Below are 23,998 nucleotides of genomic sequence, written 5' to 3'. Positions count from 1 at the left end.
TCATATTTTATTCCCATATGGACATATATATAAACACATACCACATACTGTTGGATGTCCCTCTTTTTTTCTACTTTTAATATAATCCCCACATTTTATTGGACTGTATGATTTGCGTGGATTATCTAAGTTAACTATTGCTCCACCAGGACATGCTTTAACACATATATTACAATCCCCACATAATGATTCCATAACATTTCCTGTGTATTTACTAAGTGGAGCATCTGTTATAATTGTTGACCATGTGAGTCTTGGACCATATTCTCTTGTTGTTAAGAGATTATTTTTTCCAATCCAACCAATTCCTGCAAGTTTTGCACTGGCTTTATTACTAAATCTAGTCTTTAGATGTATATCTTCATATTTTTCCAATTCATTTAATATTACACAGTTATATCCTAAATCATGAATATAATCCTCAACTTTATGGGAGATACCAGATATTCTTTTAAATGAATTAAAGTATTCATTTTGATATTCTTCTGCTATATCATCATCATTATATGATAAGGGTATTTTAGATACAATCTCTTCATTTAATCTATGACCTATAACAATTGCATATGGATATTTACATATATCTTGACCATATGTTTCAATTAACTGTTGACTATCTTTTCTAAAATCTGCAACTCCACAAACATCACTTAATGATTTAACATAATCCATTAACATAATTTAACACCTTGGAGTAAATCCTATTATTATAGTTCCAATATCTTCATCATGTGGTATGTTATAGTAATCTTTTATATAATGATCTGTTTGTGTTGATGGAATGGCCACTACAAGACTTTTAACTGTACTGTCTATGTCTTTGTTAGTTATAAAATCACTTGTTTCGCCCTCCATTACAAAGAATTGTTTCTGATTAGGCATTCCAATATTAGTATATGTTACAAAATTATCTGATAAGAAGTATACACTAGGATCATTTCTTAATTCTTCAAGTTCTTCTTCATCCGTTATTGTTTCACCTACAATATCACCATTTTCTGTTCTAAGTGTGAAAGTTGAGTTATCACTTTTAATTTCTCTTTTATGATTAGGGTCATGTTTTTTAATCAATACCAAAGCTTCTTCTTCATTAAATGCATCTTCCATACCTTTATTTATAAATGGTACCAATTCATCTAATCTTTTCATTTCACATTTTAAAACTTCTTTTTTAAAGTCATTATCTATTAACTGTGAAATTAGTACTCCATCATCCTCTTTTAACATTGAAACTATTTCATATTCATTATCCATAAAATCATTCCCTACTTATTAAATCCTATTATTAGTGTTGTGATTTTTTCTTCATGTGGAATGTTATAACAATCCTTAATATAACCATCAGCCTCAGTAGATGGTGCTGCAATAATCATCTTACTAACAGCACTTCTTAATCTATCCTCACATTTAAGCATACCTATTGTTTCAGATACTACAAAAAACTGTTTTTCTCCTGGAACTGATAGATTAGGATAGGTTGGAAAATTATCAGATATAAAATATACTGAAGGATCTTGTCTTATTTCTTCCAATTCCTCAGGATCATATATCTCTTCCCCTATAATTGTACCACTTTCTGATTGTAGAGTTAATGTAGGAATTAATTCCTCAACAGGTAGTGTGATATTTGTCTTATCTTGAATAATAACAATAGATGAATCTAAATCAAATGCTTCTTGTAAACCCTTATTAATCAATGGTACCATTTCATCTAATCTTTTCATTTCTAATTTAATAACTTCCTTTTTCATTTCATCAGTCATAATATCTGATACTATTATGTTACCTTCATTTTTAATAATATCAAATAATTTATCTTCTATCATATGTACCCACCATTATAAATTATAGATTTAAGCCTATATCTCTTGCTTTTTTATAAACATCTTCACTATCACCACTTGAAGGCTTATTTCCACCAACAGACATTACTTCTACAACATTAAGACCTATTGATTCGAAAATCTTTACTCTAGAGTTTATATATTCATCATATGTTCCTGTAGGTGCACCATACGTAAATACTATTACAGCCTTCTGATTTCCTTTTAATTGATTTGAAGTATTTTTAGTCATTGAATAAAACCTATCCATAAATATATGACCTTGTGCATTTATTTCTCCAAAATAATTCGGTGATGCAAATATAAAACAATCAGCATCCTCTACCTCATCCATTATTTTTCTAAAATCATCATTTATTACACATTTACTTGGTTTTTCAGGATTTCTACATCCACCACATGCTTGACAAGGTTTTATATCAATTTTATCAACATAATATATTTTATTTTCACCATTATTTTCATTAATTCCTTCTGTAATTGAATCAACAATTTTTCTACAGTTACCTTCCATTCTTGGACTTGCAATAACAGTTATAGCTTTCATATTTATCACCTTATATGTTTAATTATATCAAACAGGAACCTATATAAACTTATTCTATATTTAAAAAAAAAAGTTAAATAATTTATTTTACTCAAATTGATAATTATCATACATTTAAACTTTATTTTGTATAAATAACATACATAAATCCTTTTAAATAATAAAATATTTATATTAATCAGTATAAATTTTAAAATATGAAAACTAGAATTATTGACTTTTTCACAGATTGTGCTAAAGTTATAACAGCCCCAGATGAACTTTTTTACCTAAAAAGTCAGTATAAAAATTATGAGGGAGTACTTACTTCAATATTTTTCACTGCATTTCTAGGTTTAATCTTAGGTATATATTTAAAAGATATAATAGTAACAATTGGTATTATAGTGTGTGCAATCATACTTGTACTATTAAATAATATCATTCATTCTATTATTACAAGTATCATAGCAAGAATACTAGGTGGTACTGGAAATTTATTAAATCTATTTAATTTAATTTCATATACAAGTGTACTAGACATATTTTTCATATTTGTACTTAGTATATTTTCATTTAAACCATTGATTTTCATACCAATATATATACTAGTTTCATTATGGAAACTTGTTATAAATACTTTGGCTGTACATAGTGAATATGAACTTGGATATGGAAGATCCTTCCTAGCAGCATATGGAATAATAATATTAATTATAACCATACTAATGGGGGTATTATAATGAATCTTGAAAAAATTGGTGGAATAATAATAATACTCATATTAATATTATCTATTGGACTAACTGTATATAGTACAACATTAAATCCTACTACAGCAGATAATAGTAGTAACAAAAGTGTAACTAATATAACACTTACTGAAAATCAGTTAATAGATGAATTAAGTAAAAATGATACACCTACAAATATATCAGTGGTAAATCTTAATATTAAACAAAAAACTGGATCAATAGATATTAAATTTGCAGATAGTGATAATATCTATAATATAAAATCAAAAAATGATGCAAATACTAAAACAGATGTAACATACACATCCAATCCAGATGGAAGTTTAGATGTTAATGTTAACTCAAAAGATGCAGAAAATGAAATCATACTAAGTAATAAATACACATATAACATAAATGGTCAAATAGTCTCTGGAGCAGTAATTACTAATTCAACAGCAAATAGTAAGATCAATTCAATGAACTTCAACAACACACTTGGAGCTTATGTATTTAATTTAAATGGTGGAAGTATTAACAATGTAAATGTTGATTTAACACTTGGTGGTATAAGTATTGAAGGTACACCTAGTGGAGAAACAACTATGACATCCACTGTTACAATAGGTGGAGTAGAATTAGACTTAAATAAAGATGTAGCAAATATCAATTCACATATTGAATTAGGTGGAAGTAATATTAAAAATAACCCAAGTAATACTGAATATATTACATACACATCCCCCAACTATGATTCATCAAATGATAAATTCAATTTAAATAATGATATAAAAATTGGTGGATTAAATATGGAATAAATTCACTAAAATTCCCCTTCCAACTTTTTTTTTGAGAATAAAATATGATAATAGTATTTTAATTAAAAAAATAGAATAAAAAAAGATTTTATAATCTTTTTAAGAATTCAAGTATGAGTTTTACTGTGTCTTCTAAATCTTTTACATTTACAACACTAATAGGTGTGTGAATATATCTTGAACCACTTGATAAAGTTGCAGTTGCTATACCTTCACGAGTAAGGTGAATTGCTGTTGCATCAGTTGTTCCACCATCACCTACTTCTATTTGGTAATCAATATCAGCAGCTTCAGCAGCTTCAACTAATAATTTTTTCATCATAGGATGAGTTAATAATCCTCTACCACTAGCATCAGCAAATGATATTACAGGACCTTTTCCTGCTTTTACAGGAGCATCTTCAGGTTTTACTCCAGGATGATCTCCAGCAATGGTTACATCTAATGCAATAGCCATATCAGGATTTAACTTGAATGCTGATGTTTTAGCTCCTTTTAATCCTACTTCTTCCTGTACTGTTCCAACACCATATACTGTTGCATCACAATCTGTTTGTTTCATTACTTCTGCCATAACAGCACAACCTACACGGTTATCTAATGCTTTACCCATTACAAGATCGTTTAAACATTCTTCAAATTCAGTATGGAATACAACAGCATCTCCAATAGAAACAAGACTTTCTGCTTGTTCTTTGTCTTTAGCTCCAATATCTATAAACATATTTTTGTATGGAATAATTTTTTTAGCTTCAGCAGCACTTGTAATATGAGGTGGTTTGGAACCAATAATACCAGGTACTTCACCATTTTCTGTTTGTACATACACTTTCTGATTTAATAACATTTGATCGTTGATTCCACCAATTTTAACAAATCTTAAATATCCATCATCATCAATGAAACTTACCATAAGACCAATTTCATCCATATGTGAAGCTAACATTACACTAGGTTTTCCTTCTTTACCTTTATGGGTTGTTATAAGATTACCCATAATATCTGTTTCCATATCATCAACATGATCTTTTAATTCATCTTTTAAGATTTCACGTACTTCATCTTCGAAGCCTGAAATTCCACAAGCTTCAGATAATTTTTTTAATAAACTTTTCATAGTATAACCTCGTTTTTATTGGGTTTTATATTCTTTATAATTAAATTAATCTATTTTTTTATACATTTTCTGTATATATAATATTATATTTACTTATATTATATAATGAATTTTATTAAAGAAAAAAATAATAAAATACTAATAAGTTAATATATAAAAATCTTAATTGAATAATTAAAAAATATGGAGAAAGAATCATTTTATTCTTTTTTTTGAGAGAGTGGATTAAAACATGGATGTATTAACAATAATAATAATGTTGATATTGTTTATTCTAGCCATGATATTTATATTTTCCACGGCACTTTTAACACCATACATTGGTAAAAAGAATTTTATTTCTGTACTAATGTTAGGTCTTGTAGTGGGACTAGTTGGGGGAGCATTCCTACTATCACCAATAGTAGATGATATTCCTGATTTTACCCGTACAATAGTGGAAGAAAGTGTTGAAGGAACAGATTTAATGGAACTAGATCTATCAACAAATGGAAATCTAACACAAATTATAGAAAATATATCTTCAATAACTGGAGTTCAGAATGTTAGTTATGAAGGAATTACTATAAAAATCAATGAAAACTTCGCTACTGATAATGATAGGGCACGTTTTATCAATAACTTAAATAATAGTAATGAAAACATAAGTAATGTTGAAGATAGAGGTGAAAAAGAATTCTTTGTAAGAATAACTGATGGTGGAGACCCTCAAAGTGTACTTACAAGTATTTATCAAACATTCAGTTCAAACACATATATTCACCTTAGATACACATCAATGAAAGCAAATGCAACAGTTGCAGCAAATAATATTACGAAGATAATGTCAGCAGTAGGAAATAGTGGTGCTGTAATATTAAATGTAACTGGTCCAACAGAGGATCAAATTGCAACTATTAATAAATATGTTCCAGATAAGACAAATGTAATATTAATCTCAGGTATTCTTGGTGTGGTTGTTGCTACTGTAGGATTCTTTATAGACAGTATATTTACGTTTACTTCTAAAACTAAAAAGAAATCTAGAAAAACTTCACCTAGAGATAAAATTAAGAGAAAAACAGTTCCAAGAACTAATAAAAAATCATCGAAAAGAGATTCAATAGATATTTTTAATGATTCATTTGATAAAAGTTCAAAACAAACAATTGGATCAAATAAAAATTTCAAACAATTAACAGAATCAGACTTAAAATCAAAAAATAACTCAGATTCAAATAGAAAGAAAAAAGTATCTGGAATTTTTAGTGGAATAAATAAAAATAATAAGAAAGATGTGCCTAAAAAAGGTTCTAATACAAATGGAACATCTAGAATTAGACCAAAAAGAAATGATTAAAAACTATAAAAACCACTTTCATTACATTTTAATCCAAACTTTTTTTTAAAAAAATACTAAAATCATGAATCTAAAAAAAAACCTTTTTTTTATAGAAAGATTAATTACTTATTTTGTTTTAAATGTATATAATAGATAATATTAAATTTTAGAGGTTAATATATGAAGTCAGTTATTTTATATTCTGGAGGAAAAGACAGTACAATGGCCCTATATCATGCACTGGAAAATGGTGATGATATTTATGCATTGATTACAATGGTATCACGTAACAAGGAATCATACATGTTTCATGTTCCTGATATTCACATGGTTGACTACTGTTCTGCAGCCATGGAAATTCCATCCATTGACATATCCACTGATGGTATAAAGGAAAAAGAACTAGATGACCTTGAAGGTGTTTTAAGAAGAGTTAAACAAAAGGGTGTTGAAGCTGTATATACTGGAGCACTAGAATCAGTGTATCAAAAATCCAGAATAGAAGCTATCTGTGAAAAACTAGATTTAAAGGCAATATCTCCACTTTGGCATATTAATCCAATTGACTATATGAATCAACTAGTAGATTTAGGTTTTGAAATTATAATAACAGGTGTTGCTGCATATGGACTGGATGAAAAATGGTTAGGACAAAGAATAACAAAAGAAACAATAAATAAACTTGAGAAATTAAATGAAAAATATCATGTTCATCCAGCTTTTGAAGGTGGTGAAGCTGAAACACTCGTTCTTGATGCTCCAATATATGATAGACGTATAGTAATTGATGATGCTGAAATTCTTTGGAATGTTGATAATGGAATATATAACATTAAAAAAGCACATCTTGAAGAAAAATATGATTATAGTATTTAAATAATTATCTAAAAAAAAGAGTTTAAGATGTAATCCATTTTATTATACTATCTGGATTACTAGTTTCTATTAATACCTCAATATCATCTAATGGAGACATGTTTTCATCTATAATATGAAATTTATTATGAAAAGCAGCTTGTTTATTAACATAAAACAGTAACCTACCTTCTGTTTTATTTTTATTTAATATATTAACAGTCACTTCTTCTAATTTATTTGTTTTAACAAGTTTATGTATATTATCCAACAAAGTAACATCACTTTCAATGAGTATTTCCTTGTCTGTGGTGTTTATTGTTATTTTTTCGGGGATTATGTTTTTTATACTGTTTTTTACCTTGTTTATATCTTCTGTTAGATTTATTTTTGTTTTTATTTTTACTGATGTATTTTTTATTATTTCTTGGTTTAAGTTCATTTAAAATCAGAGCTCTCACATTTTTTTTAAAGATTTGAATTGGACCTTCATTTATAAGCATATAATCAGCAAGGGAAATAACATTACCAATACCAAATTTTAATTCCCTATTATCTCTTTCTTTAAATACTTTATAATCCGTTGAATCATCGTTTCTTTTTCTTCTTTTGAGTCTATTAAATCTTGATTGTGGATTAGAATGAATAGCTATTATTTTGAAGTTTTTAAAATGTTTTTTAAAATATGAAACTTCCTGTGGACTTCTTAATCCCTCGATTATGTAGATATCCTGTTCTATTTTTCTATATTTCTTCGGTGTTTGATTGTTTGTATGGGTATTGTACATTTTTTTTACTGTTGTTTTCTGATTATATCTATTTTTTGAATAGTTTTTTATTTTCTGAACACAACGATCTGCAACTACATTATTTCCATATTTTTTTCTAAGATTTACTGCAGCAACTCCTGTTGAACATCTATTTCTTTCTGCTTCTTCACGTATAACATCCCCCATACTTATTGTGTAAATTCCCTCTTTTTTAGCTATACGTGAAATAATACTTTTACCAGAACCTGGAAGACCTGTTACTCCAAAAACTTTCAATATTACTACTCCTTCTTGTTTTATTCAAATCTTTTTATAATATCCTTTATTGCTATATTTAAATTAGTTTTATTATTAAATAGATCTATTTTTTCTTGGATGTCAGTTTTATCATAGTTTTCATATTTTTTTACAGATTCAATTAATGCCGGTATTACTCTTACAATATTATCTACTATTGTTACTGTTGATGTTTGTGCTGTTCTAGATAATGGATTTAAATCAACACTTATTATGTCTTTACCTAAATCATATAGTTTTTCTGCTCTATCTCCATCTTCTAATGGAATAAAAACTAAATCTGATTTTTTAATACCTTCAATACTCACAGGTGATCTTGGACCATTAAGATTAGGAGTGTCTATAAAATCATCTTCATCAGTACCTAAAATTTCTTTCACACCCAAATCCTTATATACTCTTTCTATATTTTCTATTCGTTCAGGTGTTCTGTAATATAAATTAATTTCTACTGGAATATCCAATAATTCTGATAATTTAGCTATATCTTCACTTACTAAAGCTGTAGTATTACCATTTACACTTAAAACTGGATGTTTTCTTGTTAAAAAATAGCATGCTGCTACATCAATAGTATTTTGTGAGTTGGGAGTTGTTTTTTCACCAATTAAATAATCAAATGTCTCTCCACGTCCATGAGCTATCATACCAGAATCTGCAAGGATTCCATTTTCATGTGCTTCTACAATTTTTTCTCTATATACTAATGATTGATATCTAGGATGATCTTTATTTAACATATAATAAGATAAGTACTTTCTAATATTTAGAAGTTTAGTATATATGTGGAAAAATTTATTGTTTAATATTAATTAGAAAAAATAGAATGTAAATATTTGAAAAAATAAGAATTATAGAGAAGAATATTCTTATCTATTTTTTTCAGCTTCTTCTCTTGCAATGGTTTTTCTACCTTTTTTCTTATTTCTTTTAGTTTTTTTACTTTTACCAGATGAGGTAATATTTATTTGATCTTTAGGACTTTTAATAAGGAATGTTTCCATATAATCTGCAAACACAGGTCTTGTTATAAATATACCTACTATTACACCAACAACAGTTGTTACTGCAAAACCTGTAAGCATACCAATACCTGTTGCTCCTCTTGCAAATCCTATATAAGCTAAAGGTAACATTGCTGCTATTAATGTACCTGCTGATGCATATACAATGAAGAATGCATTTTTAATACGTGATTTAACTATGTTTTTTCTTTCACTTTTATCACGTCTTGCAAGTACTTCATCTGTCATTACAATTTGGTCGTCTACACCTGTACCAATAGATGCAATTATACCAGCAATAGCTGCTAAATCTAAGTTCCAATGTGTTATTGAAGCAAATCCTAGAATAATAATTAATTCTGATAAACTAGTTATTACAATAGGAACTACCAATGATGGAGATTTATATTTAAATGATACTACTGCTACAATAGCCAGTAGTGCAAGTAATCCTGCAACAAGAGAACCTGTTTCAAATTGTGAACCTAACTCTGCAGATACACTATTTACTCCACTAATTGCTAGTTTTACAGGTAATGCTCCTGATTCTAGAACTGTGTGTATTTCTGTTGCTTGTTCTTGTGCTTTTTGTTTAGATTGTTCTCCACCTGAAACTTCTATATCAGTAGAACCCACACCATTTGCTAAACCTGCATCTAATTGTGGTGATGATATTAGTTTATCATCAAGATACATATCTACTGTAGCTCCAGCTTGACCTTTTGCTACATTTGCAAATTTATTTGCTGCTTCTGTTGAAACACTAAATGGTACTTTCCATCTTGTTCCTGTTACTTCTGCTGCTGATACTGTGGATATATCTGCACCTGTTAGAGCTGTTTTATTGTTTATTTTTGCTTCAAATTTACCAGGTGTACTTATAATATGTTTAACTTCATCAGGCTGCACACCCGCTATTTCAACGATAACATCCTGATCTCCACTTTGTCTTACTTGTACATCACTTATACCAAATGCATTTAACCTTTTATCTAATATTGCTGTTACTGTAGACATTGTATCTTGATCAACAGGTTTTTCAAGATGTAATTGTATCATTGAACCTCCTGCAAGGTCAAGACCTTCTTGAAGACCAAAGACTGCTACTGAAACAACACTTGCAATAAGTAATATTATCAGTAATAATGTTCTTGGTTTTTTTAGGAATTGTTTGGTGGATTGATTAATCGTGACCACCCCTTTCTATATGCCATTTAAGTATTCCTAGGTTCATAAGCCATGTGGATAATAAGTCTGATAGTAATCCAATGATAAGTACAGCAGATATATCTTCTAATACTTGAGCTGTTGGTATAAATACTTTTACTACAATAAATAATACAATCATAGCTGCTAATGTTGCAAATGTTAATGTTAAACCTGTTCTACAAGCATCTTCAGCACGATCATCTAAACTTCCATGTCTACGTTTTAATAGACGTGTAGTTAGTAGAATATCTGTATCTACACCATACCCTATAAGCATTAATAATGCACCTACACTAGCAATTGATAATGGTATTCCAAACAAGGACATACTACCAACAGCTATGGATAAGTTACAAACTGCTGATAATATAATAGCAAGTGAAGGTGTTAAATCTCTAAATACAAAGAATACAGTTACTGACATGAATACAAATGCAAATAATAATGCATAGTATATCTGTCCTAGAGCTGCATCACTAAGTAGAGCTCCTACACTTCTAAAGCTCAGAACTTTAAATTCACTACTAAATAGTTCATTAAATTGGCTCTGATCTACACTACCAGATATTGTTATTGTAGCTGTATTATCAGACATAGATGTTTTTACATCATTAATACCAAGTTTATCTTTAACAAGTTGAGTAACTTGTGATTGAGTCATTGGCTGATTAAGTTCAACTGTAACTAATGTTCCTCCTTTTAAATCTACACCTTCATTTAATCCGAAGACGCTTATATATAAAAGAGATAGAATCATTAATATCACTGGAATTAAAATCAGAGGTTTATGAGATTGACGTGTGATATATTTAATTATTTCTACCATATCACAACTCTCCTATCTGTGATTTTAATTATAATGCCTCCATATTTATTAAAAGTTTATTTTTAATAAAATATTAAATAAAATATCTAATTTCTGATATTTATTATATACTAAGTTTTATTTCTAAAACTATATAAAATTAAATATATTTTTATTAAAGATTTTTTTAATATGCTATTAACTAATTATTACTATAAATATCCAAGTTATTAAACTTGTTAAAAAACAATCAATACCTATTTAGATAAGTTACTTTATTACTCATTACCATATTCTTTAAATATAATTTCCAACCAAGTTATATTAGATATAAAAAAATACTATTCTTATTAGTTTTTTTAAGAATAAAAATATAACTTAAAAGTATCTTTAGTTATATTCATCTGAAAAAGTTTTTTTATAGAAAAAAAAGAGATAATGTTTATGAAAAAGGGATTAAAATACAGTTTAATGAAAACTGTGGGTTATTTATCATATAATTTATTAAAAATATTACCAACTGGTGGAAAAAGTTATCCTGGATACTTATTTCTAAGGTATGCAGGACTTGATTCATTAGGTAATTTAGCTAAGGAACAAATAAAAGATGGCTCTATATTAATCACAGGAACAAATAGAAAAACAACCACAACCACCATGATCATTGATTTAATGTCAAATGATGTTAATATATCTAAAAGTGTAGATAATAACACAATATATGCTCTAACAACAGCACTTCTTGCAAAAAAATCAGATATTGGTATTTTTGAATATGGAATTAGGGATTTGAAACATGGAATACCTGATGTAGTTGAAAAAAATATTAAACCAAAAGTTGTTGTGTATACAAATGTATCACGTGAACATACACAAGTACTTGGTGTTAAAAATTCATTTGAGGATTATGTTAAAGCAAAAACATTACTATCCAAGAATATGAAAGATGGAATAGTTGTTGCTAATGCAGATGATCCTATAATATGTAATATTGGTCAGGAAAAACAAAACGATGGTCATGTAGTTTACTATGGATTTAATGTAGATAATATTGAAGATGACACTGATGTTAGTGTGATGTGTCCAAAATGTAATAAACCACTTACATATTCACATAAATACATGAATCAAAGGGGAGTATATTCCTGTAGTTGTGGATTTAAAAGATGTGAACCTGATGTTAAAATAACAAAATATTCCATTGAAAATAATAAAAATATCATAACAATAGATGCTAATGTATATAATTATTTTGTAGATGAAAATATCTCATTTACTCTAGATTTAGAACTTCCACTATTTGGGGTTCATAATGTGTATAATGTACTTGCTGCAACATCAACTTATGCCTGTTTTACACCAAAACCTGAAAATATTGAAGAAAAACTAAAAAATTACTTTAATAATATTGATTTATCAATATTACCACCAGGACGTTTTGAAGTTTTAGAATATGCTGATAAATTAGTTGGTATTGGACAAGGAGATAATGGAGATGCCCTTAAAGTTAACTATGATTATATGAATCATTTTATTCAAGGAAATGATTATGAATTTATCTACTGTACTCCTGATTTAAATGAAGAAGAGATATTTGAAGATCATCTAAATATTCTAAAAAAAATCAATCCAACACATATAACAGTCATACCAGGACGTGTATCTGTAGATGTTGCTAAGACATATTACACTCAAATAAAAGATAATAATTTAAATGCATCATTTAAATCTATTGAATATGACTTTGAAAAAAGAGCTTCTGGTATTATTGATTCAATAAATGAAAGTGAATATAAATATGTTGTTGTATCAGGGTGTGGTGAAGAACATGATGTGTGGAATGTAACATTAAATAAATTAAAAGAATAATATATAAAATGTTTTAGATATAAATCTCTAAATCCAATTCATATAATACTTTTAATGTATTTCTAATTAATTCATCATTGGATTTATCATTTACTCTAACAATAAATGAATTTATTATTCTTCCACCCCTTATTTCAACTCGTTTTTTAAGTTCATTTAAAACACCTGTTCCTTGTTTTGAATTTGTAGTAGTGTAGATAATCACATCCTTATTTTTAAAGTTACAATTATCTATTAATGTTAATATGGCAGGTGATGGATTTCCACAAGTTGAAGGAGTACCCAGTAGTATTAGATTATAATTAGTAAAATCTATTACTTCTGGACTGATTTCTGTTTTATTTAAACATATTGCATTATAATTATTACGTATATTGTTAAAAAAACCATTTTTTCTTTTTAAATCTTTAATTTCAATAGAATCTGCATCTATCCTATTTGCAATAAATTCCGAAACAATTTTTATCTTATTATTTGATGAATATGTAACTAAAACAGACATGATAATCCCTTGAACTATATTAAATTTAAATCTTCTAATGCCATGTTAGTACAGTTAATTAATTTCTCTGTACCACCATTTGATATAATAGAAAATCTTCCTATAATATTACCATTATGTTTATTAACTAATTTAGTTAATTTTCTCATGGCAATTTCATCACCAATTCCTTTTGTTGTGGTGAATAATATTATATTCTTATTTTTGAAATCCATATTATCTATAATTTTCTTTATAGCAGGTGTTATACTTCCTAGCCATACTGGTGTACCAATGAAGATTGTTTCATAATAATCAATATCCACCTTTCTTGGTTGTATTCTAGATGAATCTAAGATATTTGGAAACAAATAATCCAGGATAGTTCTATGAACTGTAAAATCAGTTATTTCTTTTGTATGTGCACCTAATAATTTCTTTATAGTATTTGCAACTGTTAAAGTATTTCCAGATTTTGAATAGAATATTACAATACTTCTCATTTTATTTCCCCAAGTTTTTTACTATATCTTTAGTTAAGGATTCAATATCCCTCCCTTTTGTTATTATAGAAAAGGAATTTATTATTTTTCCACCTTTATCTTTTATTGTGGAATTTAGAGAATTCAATGCCTCTTTTGCACCATTTTTATTTAATGTTACAAATGTTATTACATTTTTATTTTCTAGGTTAATATTATCCAGTATTTGCTTTATTGCAGGAGTTATTTTTGATGCCCAAACAGGTGTACCAATATATACTGTATCATATTTATCTAAATCAATTGTTACAGGTTCTATTGTAGTACTATTATTTATCATAGAATCTAAAGTTCCTTTTATAAAACCTATTGCACCAGATCTATTAGTTTTATCTTTAATTTCCACTATATTCATATTTTTTTCCTTTGCAAGTGTCTGTGCAATAAGTTTAGTTCTTCCTGTTCTTGAATAGTAAATGATTATACTCTTCAAAAAGCATGCCTCCTTTAAATTATATTTTTTTTAGAAATTTATTTTTAATACTACAATTATTAGTTATACCTAAACTTGTATAAATAATACTCTTTTAGACATATAACTTTTAAAAACATGAAAAATAAATTTGAGAACACATAACAATTCTGTTTTAATGTTTTTAAACAAGATTATGTTGTTACTATGTTTATAATTATAAAATAGTTGGTGTTGTTTTGTATAATATATCTAATAAAAATTTATACAATTAATAGAACAAAAATAATTGTCATACACCCTTATTTTTCAAGAAAAATAGAAAAAAAGAAAAATTCTTTTTAATTTCTAATAGCTTTTAATGTTACATCAGTAATATCATCTGTTTTAGTTGCAATAACAAAAGAATTAACTACAATACCATCCTTATCTTCAATTAACTTCTTCATAATATCTACTGTTTCTTCACCACCACTACTCATCATTGTAGCAAAGAGTATGATATTTTTATTAGTGAAGTTATTTTGAGATATGAACTCCATAATAGCTGGTGTAGGTTTTGATGCCCAAACAGGTGTACCAATGTATATGTTATCATATTTTTCAAAGTTAACATCTTCATATTCTATTGATGTTTTTTTAGATCTTATTGCATCAAGCCCTCCACGAAGATAACCTATTGGTCCTTGTCTATTTTTCTTATCAATAACTTCCAATACATCAGCATCTAACTCATCTTTAATGATACTAGCAACATTTTTAGTTGTATTTGTTCTTGTATAATACACTACTAAATCTGACATATATTCACCTATGGATATAATCCTAATTCTTTAAGTCCTTCAGTTTCATCAAATCCAAACATGATATTCATGTTTTGAATAGCTTGACCTGAAGCTCCTTTTACTAGGTTATCTATTGCTGAGACAACAACAAGCTCATCTTCATCATCTAATGAAATACCACCTATTTGACAGTAATTAGATCCTCTTACACTAGCAAGTAAAGGTATGTTGTTATCTTTTAATACTTTTACAAATGGTTCATTCTTATAATAATCCATGTATAAATCATGAACATCACTAGCTGAAACATCATTTTTAAGTAGGAAACTATGATTTGTTGTTATTATTCCACGAATTACTGGTACAAGATGTGGTGTAAATGATACTTTAACAGTGCCTGTCCCAAAGTTTCTTAATTGTTCTCGTATCTCTGGTGTGTGCCTATGATTTGCTATTGCATATGGTTTTATGTTATCAGCACATGTAGGATAGTGTGTGTTGTTATTTGGTGATATTCCAGCACCACTTACTCCACTTTTACTATCTAATATTATTCTATCTACTAATTTATTTTCTACTATTGGAAGACTCGATAGTATTGCTCCTGTTGGGAAACATCCAGGGTTTGCTATTAAAGTTGCATCTTTTATTTTATCTCTGTTAATTTCTGGAAGTCCAAATACTGCTTTTAAATCTGGATGTTCATGTTTCATTCCATACCATTTTTCATATACAGAAACATCACTAAATCTAAAGTCTCCACTTAAATCAATGACACGAGCCCCATTATCCAAGTATTCTGGTACTAATTTCATTGATACACCATGTGGTAGTGCACTAAATACTACATCTGCATCTATATCTTTAGTATCAGGATTTGTGAATTTTAAATCTAAATCCTGCAGATTTGGATGAAGAGATGATAGGTCTTCACCATTATTTTTTCTACTTGTTACTGTGGAAATATTTACCCTTGGATGTCTTGTTAATAATCTAACTAATTCTCCCCCAGTATATCCACTTGCACCTATTATTGCAACATCTATTTTACTCATATTTTATACTCCTAAAAACCATTTTCTTTATGTGTATGGTTTAATATTTTTAAAGTGTGTTTTTGCAACTTTATCTATTATATCTTTTTCTATGTTTTTGGGTTTTATCTTTCTATTAATATTATATCTTTCTTCTATTTCTTTTAATGTTTTTTCATAATAATACTTGGCAATAATACTACTTGTTGCTACTGGAATATATTTTTCTCCATTAGTCTCTTGTATTACATCTATTTTTGGATTTATGTCAAGATACTGATTCATCTTCTTATAATCAAATTTATCAATAATTACAAGTACATCAGTTGTGTTAATTTTTGTAAGTAATTGATTTATTACCTTATAATGAAGATGTGCTAGTAGATGATTGAGGTTTTTGTTTTCATTTGTGAATTTAGTGTATAGTTTATTGTAGCTAAATGGTTTTAGAACTATTACTTCATATGTTATATTTAGTTTTTCTATTTTTTCATATAATGAAAATATTTCCTTTGTTGATAATTTCTTACTATCCTTAACACCAATACTTTTTAATTTTAAAATATCATCATTTGATGTACATACAGCACACACAACTAATGGTCCATACCATTCACCTTTACCAGTTTCATCAGAACCTATAATATACTGATACTTCTTCATAGAAATAGTATTATTATAAATAGAATTTTCATTTTTTCCAAATGAATTCTCTTTAAAATAATCCCTCTTTTCTAAAATATCATCTAAAATAGATAAACATCCCCTTGTATCATTATAAACAAGTTTACCAGAATTATATAAAACAAAAAAAACATCACCATCTTTAATACGAATACTCTCATATTGTTTTGGATTTAAATGATGAAATGTACTGGTTTTTTCCATAAAAGATTTAATTTCACTATTTGATAATTTAACTGATTTCATATAAACACTTGAAAAAATAATTAAAAAAAGAGATACATTATTATTCACGTACCATTGTACCTATTCCATGTTTTGTGAAGATTTCTAATAAAATAGAATGATTAAGTCTACCATCAAGAATATGAGCAGTTTTAACACCATTTTCAACAGCATTAATACAAGTTTCTACCTTAGGAATCATACCTCCAGTAATAATACCATCCTTAATAAGTTCCTTCAATTCATCAGTACGAATACGTCTAATCATACTCTCAGGATCATCAGGATCTGTTAAAATACCAGGAACATCAGTAAGTACAATAAGCTTTTCAGCATTAACCTCAGATGCAATAGAACCTGCAACAGTATCAGCATTCAAATTAAGAGTATTTCCATCATCATCAATTCCTAAAGGTGAAATAACAGGTATATAATTGTTGTTAGTTAAATCATCAACAAGTTGTTTATTTACCCTGTCAATCTTACCAACATAACCTAAATCAACTTCTAAAACTTCACCATTCTCATGTTTAACCTTAGTAAGTCCTTTTCTTGATGCTTCAACAAGATAACTATCTTTACCAGAAATACCAACACTCTTTCCACCATGGAATCCAAGTTTAGAAACAATTTCAGTGTTGATTTTACCCACCAAAACCATTTTAACAATCTCCATAGTTTCTTTATCTGTAACTCTTAAACCACCAATAAATTTAGGTTCTTTACCCATTTTATCCATGGATCTGGAAATTTCTGGACCTCCACCATGAACAACAATAGGTTGCATACCAACATATTTAAGAAGTACAGTATCTCGTGCTGTGGAACTCATAGCATTCTCATCAATCATTGCATGACCACCATACTTAATCATGATTTTTTTATTATGAAACTTTTTTATGTAGGGTAATGCTTCAATTAAAACATTACTAATATCGAATTGTTCTTGATCAACCATTATTTAAACTCCATTTAACTATTTATGTGGTGTATTCAGCATTAATCTTTACATAATCATATGTTAAATCACAACCATATGCAGTTGCACTATAACATCCATCATGTAAATCCAATTTAATAACAACCTCTTTTTTATTCATTATAACTTCTGCAGCCTCAAGTATTTCAGGATTAGCATATGTTGTTATATTACCCTTATCAACAATAACAACATTCTCACTACCTGAGCCAATACTAATAGAAACACAATCAGGATCAAATTCCACACCAGAATAACCCATAGCACAAATTATACGACCCCAATTAGGATCAGCCCCTGCAAGTGCTGTTTTAACTAAACTAGATGATACAACACTTTTAGAAACACATATTGCATCTTCTTCACTTTTTGCACCATTACATACTACTTCCATAAATTTAGAAGCTCCTTCTCCATCCTTTGCAATTTGTTTAGCAAGACTCATACATACATAATCAAGTGCTTCTTGGAAGTTATTATCATACTCTCCTTTAACTTCATTGGTACTCATAACAAGTACTGTGTCGTTAGTACTTTCATCACCATCAACTACAACCATGTTAAATGATCTTTTAACACTACTGAGTAGAGCTTCTTGAAGAATATCCCTTGAAACATCTAAGTCTGTTGTAATAAATCCTAGCATAGTACCCATATTAGGTGCTATCATTCCTGAACCTTTACAAATACCTGCAACCTTAAATTTTGTTCCATCATCTAATGTTGATTCAATAGCACATTCCTTTGGAGTAGTATCAGTAGTTAATATAGCATTACATGCATCATTTGCACATTCTCTACTATTATCCAATCTTTTTAGAGATTCAATTGCAACAGGCTTAATAATATCCATTGGCATTTGTCTACCAATAACACCAGTTGATGCTACTGCAACATCTTCAACAGGAATATTTAATGTATCAGCAACAAGACTTGCTAATTCCAATCCTTTTTTTATTCCATCTTCTTTAGTATAACAATTTGCATTACCACTATTTACAATAACTGCTGAAATCTTACCATTTTCCAAATGTTTTCTTGTAATATCAATAGGAGCTGCATATACCTTATTTGTTGTATATACTGCAGCTGCTGTTGAATTTTCATGGTACAAAACTGTTACACCATATTTGCCCTCTCTATATCCACTAGCTTTTATACTACTAATGGAACATATTCCATTTTCTAAAATTTTCATAAGTTCTCTTCTCCCTTAAAAAAAATTATTTAATAAAAAAATAAGTTTAAAATTGGGTGGTTATAAATTAATTTTTCCGATTTTTCTTATTCTTTAGATTATATTTATGCTGTTAAGTCATTATCTTTCTCATGTACAGAAGGGTTATGTTGATTAGTATTACTGTCTGTGGAACCACCACTAGGTTTAGATGGTTTAGTATTCTGATTATTATTGGATGATGTTGTTTTCGGTTTATTCTGTTGTTTTACAGATGCTTGTTTAGAAGTACTTTGTGACTTTGAATTTGATGATTGAATAGTATCATCTGTAGTTGATGTTGCATTTGTTTCATTTGTCATGTTTGTAGTGTTATTTGTCATATTAACTGTATCAGTTATGGTTGTGTTATTATCATTTGATGGAGATGATCCAGTAAATACTCCCACTACAATAGCACCTACAAGTATTACTGCTACTATTAACACTATTAAATTATTTTCCCTCATATTACTTCTCCAAAATATTATGCTATTAAGTCATTATCATTCTCATGTACAGAAGGGTTATCTTGACCATTAGGGTTTGTGTTACTACCTTGAGAACCACCACTCGGTTTAGATGGTTTAGTATTCTGATTATTATTGGATGATGTTGTTTTCGGTTTATTCTGTTGTTTTACAGATGCTTGTTTAGAAGTACTTTGTTGTGATGGTGATGATGTATACTTTGAATATGAATTAGATGATTGACTTTGATTTGACTGATTTAGTGTTGAATTATTTAAGTCATTTAGAGGATTGTCCTCATTACCTTGAAATAACTCTCCAATAGATAAGTTTGGTGCATCAAAACGAATAAATGATGCCCCTACAGATCCACATAACATTGCCACAACACCCACTACCAATACAAGAAATAACTTTGAATTAGTACTTGGATTCATAATTATTACCTCCCCATTAGTCTTTAATTGCCACCATAATTAATGAAACTATCATAGCTACTATTCCTAGCCATATGATATTTAAATTCCATCCTATTAAAGTTACTATAAATATGAATATAAATATACCAATTAAGGTTAGAGTTTGATTTGATAGGAAAGTTATTGCAGATCTTGTGAATTCTGTTGGAATATAGTATGCATATTTACCATTTGCTAAGTCAAACACTATAACTGGAGTATTTTCTCTTATTTTTATTGAATCAGTGATATGTGCATTTTCTGCAGCTTCACGTCTACTATTTCCTAATCCTACCCTTAGATTTAATCCATTATTCATAGCATACCATGCACAGTCAAGTCCTATTTTCAGTGCTGTTGATTTATCAGGATAATTAATTATTAAATCATCCCCACCAACACGGTATCCTTCTATTTTTCCATCACTTTCATTTTCAATATATGAGTTGATATCATTCATTATTTCTATAAGTTTATCTTTTCCATATCTTGAAATAAATCCTGTAGAATCTTTTGCATCAATGTACATGAAATTATCTGCTGGTACTGGTTTCAATTCAACTTTTTTAGTAGTTGGAACAGTTTCAAATATTACTCCATATTCTCCACCAAGTTTTGTAAATCCAACTCCAGAAACTTCTCCTATTGCAGCATTCATATCTATTGCCCTTTCGATAGATGCTGCTCCAGTCATTCCTATTGAACCACGTACATTTACCCCTTGTTTCATTCCAAGAGATATCATTTTAATAGCTAATCTTATTCCTTCCTTTTTTGATGGCATAAGAGCAACCATTTCTGTTTTACTTCTTTCAATGATCTTTCCATCAACTACTTCCACCATTTTTGCAAATGTTTCTATAAGAGGAGATGGTCTAAACAATTCAATATAAAGATATCTATCATTTCCCATGATAATATTACTTAGAAGTGCATATTCATTTACTTCATTTTCAGCAGGTTTAATTTCAATAAATTTCCTATTAAGTGGTAGATCTCTTTGGTCTATTTCTCTTTCTAGATTTTGAAATATTGATTTAGCATTTATTTGTGCAGGTTTAATTTCTACAAGCATTGTTTTTGTGAGGTTTATTAAAGAAACATACTCTGTTTCTAAGTCATTAGTTGCATAGTACTTTGTTCCAATACTAACAACTTTTTTATGTAGAAGTTGTGAAAATAGGCTTTTTAGAATCCTATCTAAAGCCATCTAATTTCTACCCCCTCTTTCTATAGAAATTTCAAATTGTCCAGGTTTTTCCATTAACATACTTGGTTTTACTGATACAATTGGGAATTTCCATGTTCCAAGTCTTGCTGCAAGTGTACTTGCAATATTTCTTGAATTATGTTTAATAAATGAGTAATCTGTATCATTTATTATTATATCCACATTATATGGTGATTCTTCAAGAATTTCATCAGAATATATTATATTCAATTCAAATGTTCCCGGTCTTGTAAATAGATCATTACGTACTGCTACTAGTGGGGAATGATCTAAGTTTAATTTGTTACGTACAGTAACTGCTATTGTTCCTGCATTACGTACTGCTTCCTTGTAATCTTTAGGATTTACAAGTACAAATATGAGAAAATCTGATTCATCTATATCTTCATCTACTAAGCTTACCATCTTATTTAATATTGGTACTTTAAGGAAGATATTTTCTAGTTTTGAATCTATTGCATTTTCATCCTCTTTACTTACCCTGTTTATTGCCTCTTGAGCTACAGATAATCCTGAAAATTTTCTATTTTTCTTAGATTTATATACATCAAAACCCCTTCTTTCAAATTCATTTAATGAATTTGAGCAGATTTTTTGTAGTATGTTTTTTACTTTCTTAGGAGGTGCTGGTTTACCTATTTGAAATCTACCATTTTTAACTCTGTATGGTAGACGTCTACTGTTAATATCTTGAAATTCATCCTGATAATCTCTAAAGAAGTCATTTGATAATATTTTAGCATCTTTCTCATAAGCTAGGTTTAATATATAATGATCTGCTATTGTACCTGCAGGTACTGGAAACACCTCTTCATTTTGGATCATTTCATTAAAGCCATCTTTATCATCAATTTCATGTCGTAATGGTGCATCAGATAGAACAATTGGTTCATGTCCTAGTTTTTTAAGAGTATTTATAGCAACTTTAAGAGTTTTTAAACTTGGAGTTACCTTTCCTGTTTCTTCGTTGGGTTGCTGTCCATAATATGCTACATTAGACCCATCAACAATTATTTTCAAAAGATCACCTTTTTTTATTCTATTTATTTTAAAATTTTCTAATTTATTTATTAATATATTTATATTATTTTTGATATATTTACTTTTTTAAATTATATGGAATTAGTGTTATGGATGTCTTAATGGTTTTATTGTTCCATTAGAATTATGTAACATTATTTCAATATACTGATTATTAATATCAATTACATTGTATGATGGACATGTATTTCCACGTAACTTCATAGATGAAACTGTTCCTGCAGTTGCAAATAGTGTATTATTCATCTTCCAAGCATGTGGTACATGTTTATGTCCTGATAATACTAAGTTTACATTGTTTTCTAATATTGTTAGTAAGATATCTCCTGCATCACTTAAAATATTTCTTTCCCTACCAGTATTTGGTATTGATATTATATGATGATGTAGTACTATTATGATAAATAATCCTTTTTCTTTTGCATCAGCTATTTCATCTTCCATAAACTTTTTTTGTAATCTACCAATCTTTCCATGTCCTAAATCTGGTTCACTACTATCCAAACCAATTATTTTTATTGCTTCTTCTTTTAATTCAAGTACACTGTATCTTTTACCGAATAATTCCTCAAATACTGTGTCACCAATGTTTCGTGCATCATGGTTTCCAGGAACTATCAATGTTTTCGGTTGTATTAAGTCTATATATTCCTTTGCTTCTATAAATTCCCTATAAAATCCTTGATCAGTTAAATCTCCAGATATTACTACGGCTGATGGTTGTATTTTGTTTATTTCATCGATTGTTTGAAGTAGAAGATCTTCTCTAAATTGAGCATAACCAGTGTGTAAATCAGAAATGTGGACAATCTTTGTCATTTTATGATAACCTCATAATTGCTTCTGCTAAGTCACCATTAGTTTCTTCAAGAACTTTTTGAGCTTCAGATTTTGATTTTCCAGTTTGTGATGCTACTAATTCTATATCATCATCGGATATTTCAGCTTTTTCTTCACTAGCAGAACTATCTCCACTTCCTTTTATTCTTTCTTCAGCTTTACCTGTTACTTGATAAGTTTTTTGACCCATTGCATTCATCATACTTACTTCAGCATCTTTTATAACAAGTTCTTTATCTTTAAGAACAATTACTACTTCTTCAACTCCTTTGAGCTCCTTCATGTTCATTCCCATTTTTTTCATTGTTCTTTCCATTTGTTTTAATTGTTTAGGATTTATTTTTCCACCTGGAAACATTATTAATTCCTCCATTTTAGATTATCTGTTTGAATTTGAGATTTTATTAATTTAAAATAAAATGAATTCATCT

29 protein-coding genes are annotated in these 23,998 nt (G+C 28.3%); 5 read left to right on the top strand and 24 right to left on the bottom strand.

Annotation, left to right across the window (positions count from 1 at the left end):
* From A9758_RS01360 to A9758_RS01345, 4 genes are read right to left on the bottom strand one after another with little or no spacing between them, the layout of a single operon-like run.
* Nucleotides 1–678 (bottom strand): 4Fe-4S double cluster binding domain-containing protein, encoded by a 678-nt coding sequence (locus A9758_RS01360; RefSeq protein ID WP_011406170.1) that lies wholly within the window; start codon nucleotides 676–678, stop codon nucleotides 1–3.
* Nucleotides 679–681: 3 nt separating this feature from the next.
* Entirely contained in the window at nucleotides 682–1,254 is a 573-nt protein-coding gene (locus tag A9758_RS01355; protein WP_011406169.1) for a hypothetical protein, read from the bottom strand.
* Nucleotides 1,255–1,265: 11 nt separating this feature from the next.
* Complete coding sequence (locus tag A9758_RS01350) at nucleotides 1,266–1,826, bottom strand: hypothetical protein (RefSeq protein ID WP_011406168.1); 561 nt, start codon at nucleotides 1,824–1,826, stop codon at nucleotides 1,266–1,268.
* Between the two features lie 19 nt (nucleotides 1,827–1,845).
* Nucleotides 1,846–2,391 carry a flavodoxin family protein gene (locus tag A9758_RS01345; protein ID WP_011406167.1) on the bottom strand — a complete coding sequence of 182 codons (546 nt, stop codon included), beginning with the start codon at nucleotides 2,389–2,391 and terminating at the stop codon, nucleotides 1,846–1,848.
* A 197-nt stretch (nucleotides 2,392–2,588) separates the two neighbouring features.
* Between A9758_RS01345 and A9758_RS01340 the strand changes: the two genes are divergently transcribed.
* Together A9758_RS01340 and A9758_RS01335 are read left to right on the top strand one after the other, a co-directional pair.
* Nucleotides 2,589–3,113 carry a YIP1 family protein gene (locus tag A9758_RS01340; RefSeq protein ID WP_011406166.1) on the top strand — a complete coding sequence of 175 codons (525 nt, stop codon included), beginning with the start codon at nucleotides 2,589–2,591 and terminating at the stop codon, nucleotides 3,111–3,113.
* Complete coding sequence (locus A9758_RS01335) at nucleotides 3,113–3,922, top strand: hypothetical protein (protein WP_011406165.1); 810 nt, start codon at nucleotides 3,113–3,115, stop codon at nucleotides 3,920–3,922. The genes A9758_RS01340 and A9758_RS01335 overlap by 1 nt, the downstream gene beginning before the upstream one ends.
* Nucleotides 3,923–4,010: 88 nt before the next feature.
* On the opposite strand, the gene A9758_RS01330 is transcribed toward A9758_RS01335, so the two are convergent.
* Entirely contained in the window at nucleotides 4,011–5,039 is a 1,029-nt protein-coding gene (locus A9758_RS01330; RefSeq protein WP_011406164.1) for a M42 family metallopeptidase, read from the bottom strand.
* Nucleotides 5,040–5,271: 232 nt separating this feature from the next.
* Between A9758_RS01330 and A9758_RS01325 the strand changes: the two genes are divergently transcribed.
* On the top strand, nucleotides 5,272–6,378 hold the full coding sequence (locus A9758_RS01325) for a hypothetical protein (protein WP_069776316.1): 1,107 nt from the start codon (nucleotides 5,272–5,274) through the stop codon (nucleotides 6,376–6,378).
* Nucleotides 6,379–6,540: 162 nt separating this feature from the next.
* Nucleotides 6,541–7,236, top strand: coding sequence for a diphthine--ammonia ligase (locus tag A9758_RS01320; protein WP_011406162.1), 696 nt, complete (start codon nucleotides 6,541–6,543; stop codon nucleotides 7,234–7,236).
* Between the two features lie 22 nt (nucleotides 7,237–7,258).
* Here the strand turns inward: A9758_RS01320 and A9758_RS07625 are convergent, their stop codons facing one another.
* The 5 genes from A9758_RS07625 to A9758_RS01295 form a co-directional block, all read right to left on the bottom strand.
* On the bottom strand, nucleotides 7,259–7,564 hold the full coding sequence (locus tag A9758_RS07625; protein WP_232048231.1) for a hypothetical protein: 306 nt from the start codon (nucleotides 7,562–7,564) through the stop codon (nucleotides 7,259–7,261).
* Nucleotides 7,503–8,261: an AAA family ATPase gene (locus A9758_RS01310; protein WP_011406160.1), complete on the bottom strand. Its 759-nt coding sequence runs from the start codon at nucleotides 8,259–8,261 to the stop codon at nucleotides 7,503–7,505. Before A9758_RS01310 ends, A9758_RS07625 begins: the two co-directional genes overlap by 62 nt.
* Before the next feature lie 20 nt (nucleotides 8,262–8,281).
* Nucleotides 8,282–9,022, bottom strand: coding sequence for a phosphopantothenate/pantothenate synthetase (locus tag A9758_RS01305; protein WP_011406159.1), 741 nt, complete (start codon nucleotides 9,020–9,022; stop codon nucleotides 8,282–8,284).
* 129 nt (nucleotides 9,023–9,151) lie between these two features.
* Nucleotides 9,152–10,483, bottom strand: a complete 1,332-nt coding sequence (locus tag A9758_RS01300) for a preprotein translocase subunit SecD (RefSeq protein ID WP_011406158.1) — start codon at nucleotides 10,481–10,483, stop codon at nucleotides 9,152–9,154.
* Entirely contained in the window at nucleotides 10,470–11,321 is an 852-nt protein-coding gene (locus A9758_RS01295; protein ID WP_011406157.1) for a protein translocase subunit SecF, read from the bottom strand. The genes A9758_RS01300 and A9758_RS01295 overlap by 14 nt, the downstream gene beginning before the upstream one ends.
* Nucleotides 11,322–11,744: 423 nt before the next feature.
* On the opposite strand from A9758_RS01295, the gene A9758_RS01290 reads away from it, so the two are divergent.
* Nucleotides 11,745–13,169 (top strand): Mur ligase family protein, encoded by a 1,425-nt coding sequence (locus A9758_RS01290; protein WP_011406156.1) that lies wholly within the window; start codon nucleotides 11,745–11,747, stop codon nucleotides 13,167–13,169.
* 13 nt (nucleotides 13,170–13,182) lie between these two features.
* Here A9758_RS01290 and A9758_RS01285 read toward each other — a convergent pair whose 3' ends face one another.
* The 14 genes from A9758_RS01285 to A9758_RS01220 form a co-directional block, all read right to left on the bottom strand.
* Nucleotides 13,183–13,671 (bottom strand): hypothetical protein, encoded by a 489-nt coding sequence (locus A9758_RS01285; protein ID WP_011406155.1) that lies wholly within the window; start codon nucleotides 13,669–13,671, stop codon nucleotides 13,183–13,185.
* Between the two features lie 14 nt (nucleotides 13,672–13,685).
* The gene (locus A9758_RS01280; protein WP_011406154.1) at nucleotides 13,686–14,153 is read right to left on the bottom strand and encodes a flavodoxin; all 468 of its coding nucleotides are present in this window, start codon (nucleotides 14,151–14,153) and stop codon (nucleotides 13,686–13,688) included.
* A 1-nt stretch (nucleotide 14,154) separates the two neighbouring features.
* Entirely contained in the window at nucleotides 14,155–14,625 is a 471-nt protein-coding gene (locus A9758_RS01275) for a flavodoxin (RefSeq protein ID WP_011406153.1), read from the bottom strand.
* Between the two features lie 320 nt (nucleotides 14,626–14,945).
* The gene (locus tag A9758_RS01270) at nucleotides 14,946–15,407 is read right to left on the bottom strand and encodes a flavodoxin (RefSeq protein WP_011406152.1); all 462 of its coding nucleotides are present in this window, start codon (nucleotides 15,405–15,407) and stop codon (nucleotides 14,946–14,948) included.
* Nucleotides 15,408–15,415: 8 nt separating this feature from the next.
* The gene (argC, locus tag A9758_RS01265) at nucleotides 15,416–16,444 is read right to left on the bottom strand and encodes an N-acetyl-gamma-glutamyl-phosphate reductase (RefSeq protein ID WP_011406151.1); all 1,029 of its coding nucleotides are present in this window, start codon (nucleotides 16,442–16,444) and stop codon (nucleotides 15,416–15,418) included.
* Between the two features lie 27 nt (nucleotides 16,445–16,471).
* Nucleotides 16,472–17,353 (bottom strand): ribonuclease HIII, encoded by an 882-nt coding sequence (locus A9758_RS01260; protein ID WP_048059708.1) that lies wholly within the window; start codon nucleotides 17,351–17,353, stop codon nucleotides 16,472–16,474.
* Between the two features lie 40 nt (nucleotides 17,354–17,393).
* Complete coding sequence (gene argB / locus A9758_RS01255) at nucleotides 17,394–18,290, bottom strand: acetylglutamate kinase (protein WP_011406149.1); 897 nt, start codon at nucleotides 18,288–18,290, stop codon at nucleotides 17,394–17,396.
* Between the two features lie 22 nt (nucleotides 18,291–18,312).
* The gene (gene argJ / locus A9758_RS01250) at nucleotides 18,313–19,509 is read right to left on the bottom strand and encodes a bifunctional ornithine acetyltransferase/N-acetylglutamate synthase (protein WP_011406148.1); all 1,197 of its coding nucleotides are present in this window, start codon (nucleotides 19,507–19,509) and stop codon (nucleotides 18,313–18,315) included.
* A 104-nt stretch (nucleotides 19,510–19,613) separates the two neighbouring features.
* A complete protein-coding gene (locus tag A9758_RS01245; RefSeq protein ID WP_011406147.1) occupies nucleotides 19,614–19,997 on the bottom strand; it encodes a hypothetical protein in 384 nt (127 codons plus the stop codon).
* Between the two features lie 17 nt (nucleotides 19,998–20,014).
* Nucleotides 20,015–20,434, bottom strand: a complete 420-nt coding sequence (locus A9758_RS01240) for a hypothetical protein (protein ID WP_011406146.1) — start codon at nucleotides 20,432–20,434, stop codon at nucleotides 20,015–20,017.
* 16 nt (nucleotides 20,435–20,450) lie between these two features.
* The gene (locus tag A9758_RS01235; protein ID WP_011406145.1) at nucleotides 20,451–21,665 is read right to left on the bottom strand and encodes a hypothetical protein; all 1,215 of its coding nucleotides are present in this window, start codon (nucleotides 21,663–21,665) and stop codon (nucleotides 20,451–20,453) included.
* The gene (locus A9758_RS01230) at nucleotides 21,666–22,706 is read right to left on the bottom strand and encodes a hypothetical protein (RefSeq protein WP_011406144.1); all 1,041 of its coding nucleotides are present in this window, start codon (nucleotides 22,704–22,706) and stop codon (nucleotides 21,666–21,668) included. It lies immediately after the preceding gene.
* 108 nt (nucleotides 22,707–22,814) lie between these two features.
* Complete coding sequence (locus A9758_RS01225) at nucleotides 22,815–23,546, bottom strand: metallophosphoesterase (RefSeq protein ID WP_011406143.1); 732 nt, start codon at nucleotides 23,544–23,546, stop codon at nucleotides 22,815–22,817.
* 1 nt (nucleotide 23,547) lies between these two features.
* Nucleotides 23,548–23,925, bottom strand: coding sequence for a nascent polypeptide-associated complex protein (locus A9758_RS01220; protein ID WP_011406142.1), 378 nt, complete (start codon nucleotides 23,923–23,925; stop codon nucleotides 23,548–23,550).
* Between the last annotated feature and the right edge of the window lie 73 nt (nucleotides 23,926–23,998).

Source organism: Methanosphaera sp. A6 (assembly GCF_001729395.1).
Lineage (GTDB): Archaea > Methanobacteriota > Methanobacteria > Methanobacteriales > Methanobacteriaceae > Methanosphaera > Methanosphaera stadtmanae.
Note: the sequence above shows the minus strand (reverse complement) of the source record. Positions and strands in the feature narration are given on the sequence as shown.

Bases quoted from the DNA above. Each gene is read 5' to 3' on its own strand.
- A9758_RS01360 (WP_011406170.1), bottom strand. From the start codon at position 678: ATGTTAATGGATTATGTTAAATCATTAAGTGATGTTTGTGGAGTTGCA.
- A9758_RS01355 (WP_011406169.1), bottom strand. From the start codon at position 1,254: ATGGATAATGAATATGAAATAGTTTCAATGTTAAAAGAGGATGATGGA.
- A9758_RS01350 (WP_011406168.1), bottom strand. From the start codon at position 1,826: ATGATAGAAGATAAATTATTTGATATTATTAAAAATGAAGGTAACATA.
- A9758_RS01345 (WP_011406167.1), bottom strand. From the start codon at position 2,391: ATGAAAGCTATAACTGTTATTGCAAGTCCAAGAATGGAAGGTAACTGT.
- A9758_RS01340 (WP_011406166.1), top strand. From the start codon at position 2,589: ATGAAAACTAGAATTATTGACTTTTTCACAGATTGTGCTAAAGTTATA.
- A9758_RS01335 (WP_011406165.1), top strand. From the start codon at position 3,113: ATGAATCTTGAAAAAATTGGTGGAATAATAATAATACTCATATTAATA.
- A9758_RS01330 (WP_011406164.1), bottom strand. From the start codon at position 5,039: ATGAAAAGTTTATTAAAAAAATTATCTGAAGCTTGTGGAATTTCAGGC.
- A9758_RS01325 (WP_069776316.1), top strand. From the start codon at position 5,272: ATGGATGTATTAACAATAATAATAATGTTGATATTGTTTATTCTAGCC.
- A9758_RS01320 (WP_011406162.1), top strand. From the start codon at position 6,541: ATGAAGTCAGTTATTTTATATTCTGGAGGAAAAGACAGTACAATGGCC.
- A9758_RS01305 (WP_011406159.1), bottom strand. From the start codon at position 9,022: ATGTTAAATAAAGATCATCCTAGATATCAATCATTAGTATATAGAGAA.
- A9758_RS01295 (WP_011406157.1), bottom strand. From the start codon at position 11,321: ATGGTAGAAATAATTAAATATATCACACGTCAATCTCATAAACCTCTG.
- A9758_RS01290 (WP_011406156.1), top strand. From the start codon at position 11,745: ATGAAAAAGGGATTAAAATACAGTTTAATGAAAACTGTGGGTTATTTA.
- A9758_RS01285 (WP_011406155.1), bottom strand. From the start codon at position 13,671: ATGTCTGTTTTAGTTACATATTCATCAAATAATAAGATAAAAATTGTT.
- A9758_RS01280 (WP_011406154.1), bottom strand. From the start codon at position 14,153: ATGAGAAGTATTGTAATATTCTATTCAAAATCTGGAAATACTTTAACA.
- A9758_RS01270 (WP_011406152.1), bottom strand. From the start codon at position 15,407: ATGTCAGATTTAGTAGTGTATTATACAAGAACAAATACAACTAAAAAT.
- argC (WP_011406151.1), bottom strand. From the start codon at position 16,444: ATGAGTAAAATAGATGTTGCAATAATAGGTGCAAGTGGATATACTGGG.
- A9758_RS01260 (WP_048059708.1), bottom strand. From the start codon at position 17,353: ATGAAATCAGTTAAATTATCAAATAGTGAAATTAAATCTTTTATGGAA.
- argB (WP_011406149.1), bottom strand. From the start codon at position 18,290: ATGGTTGATCAAGAACAATTCGATATTAGTAATGTTTTAATTGAAGCA.
- argJ (WP_011406148.1), bottom strand. From the start codon at position 19,509: ATGAAAATTTTAGAAAATGGAATATGTTCCATTAGTAGTATAAAAGCT.
- A9758_RS01245 (WP_011406147.1), bottom strand. From the start codon at position 19,997: ATGAGGGAAAATAATTTAATAGTGTTAATAGTAGCAGTAATACTTGTA.
- A9758_RS01240 (WP_011406146.1), bottom strand. From the start codon at position 20,434: ATGAATCCAAGTACTAATTCAAAGTTATTTCTTGTATTGGTAGTGGGT.
- A9758_RS01235 (WP_011406145.1), bottom strand. From the start codon at position 21,665: ATGGCTTTAGATAGGATTCTAAAAAGCCTATTTTCACAACTTCTACAT.
- A9758_RS01225 (WP_011406143.1), bottom strand. From the start codon at position 23,546: ATGACAAAGATTGTCCACATTTCTGATTTACACACTGGTTATGCTCAA.
- A9758_RS01220 (WP_011406142.1), bottom strand. From the start codon at position 23,925: ATGTTTCCAGGTGGAAAAATAAATCCTAAACAATTAAAACAAATGGAA.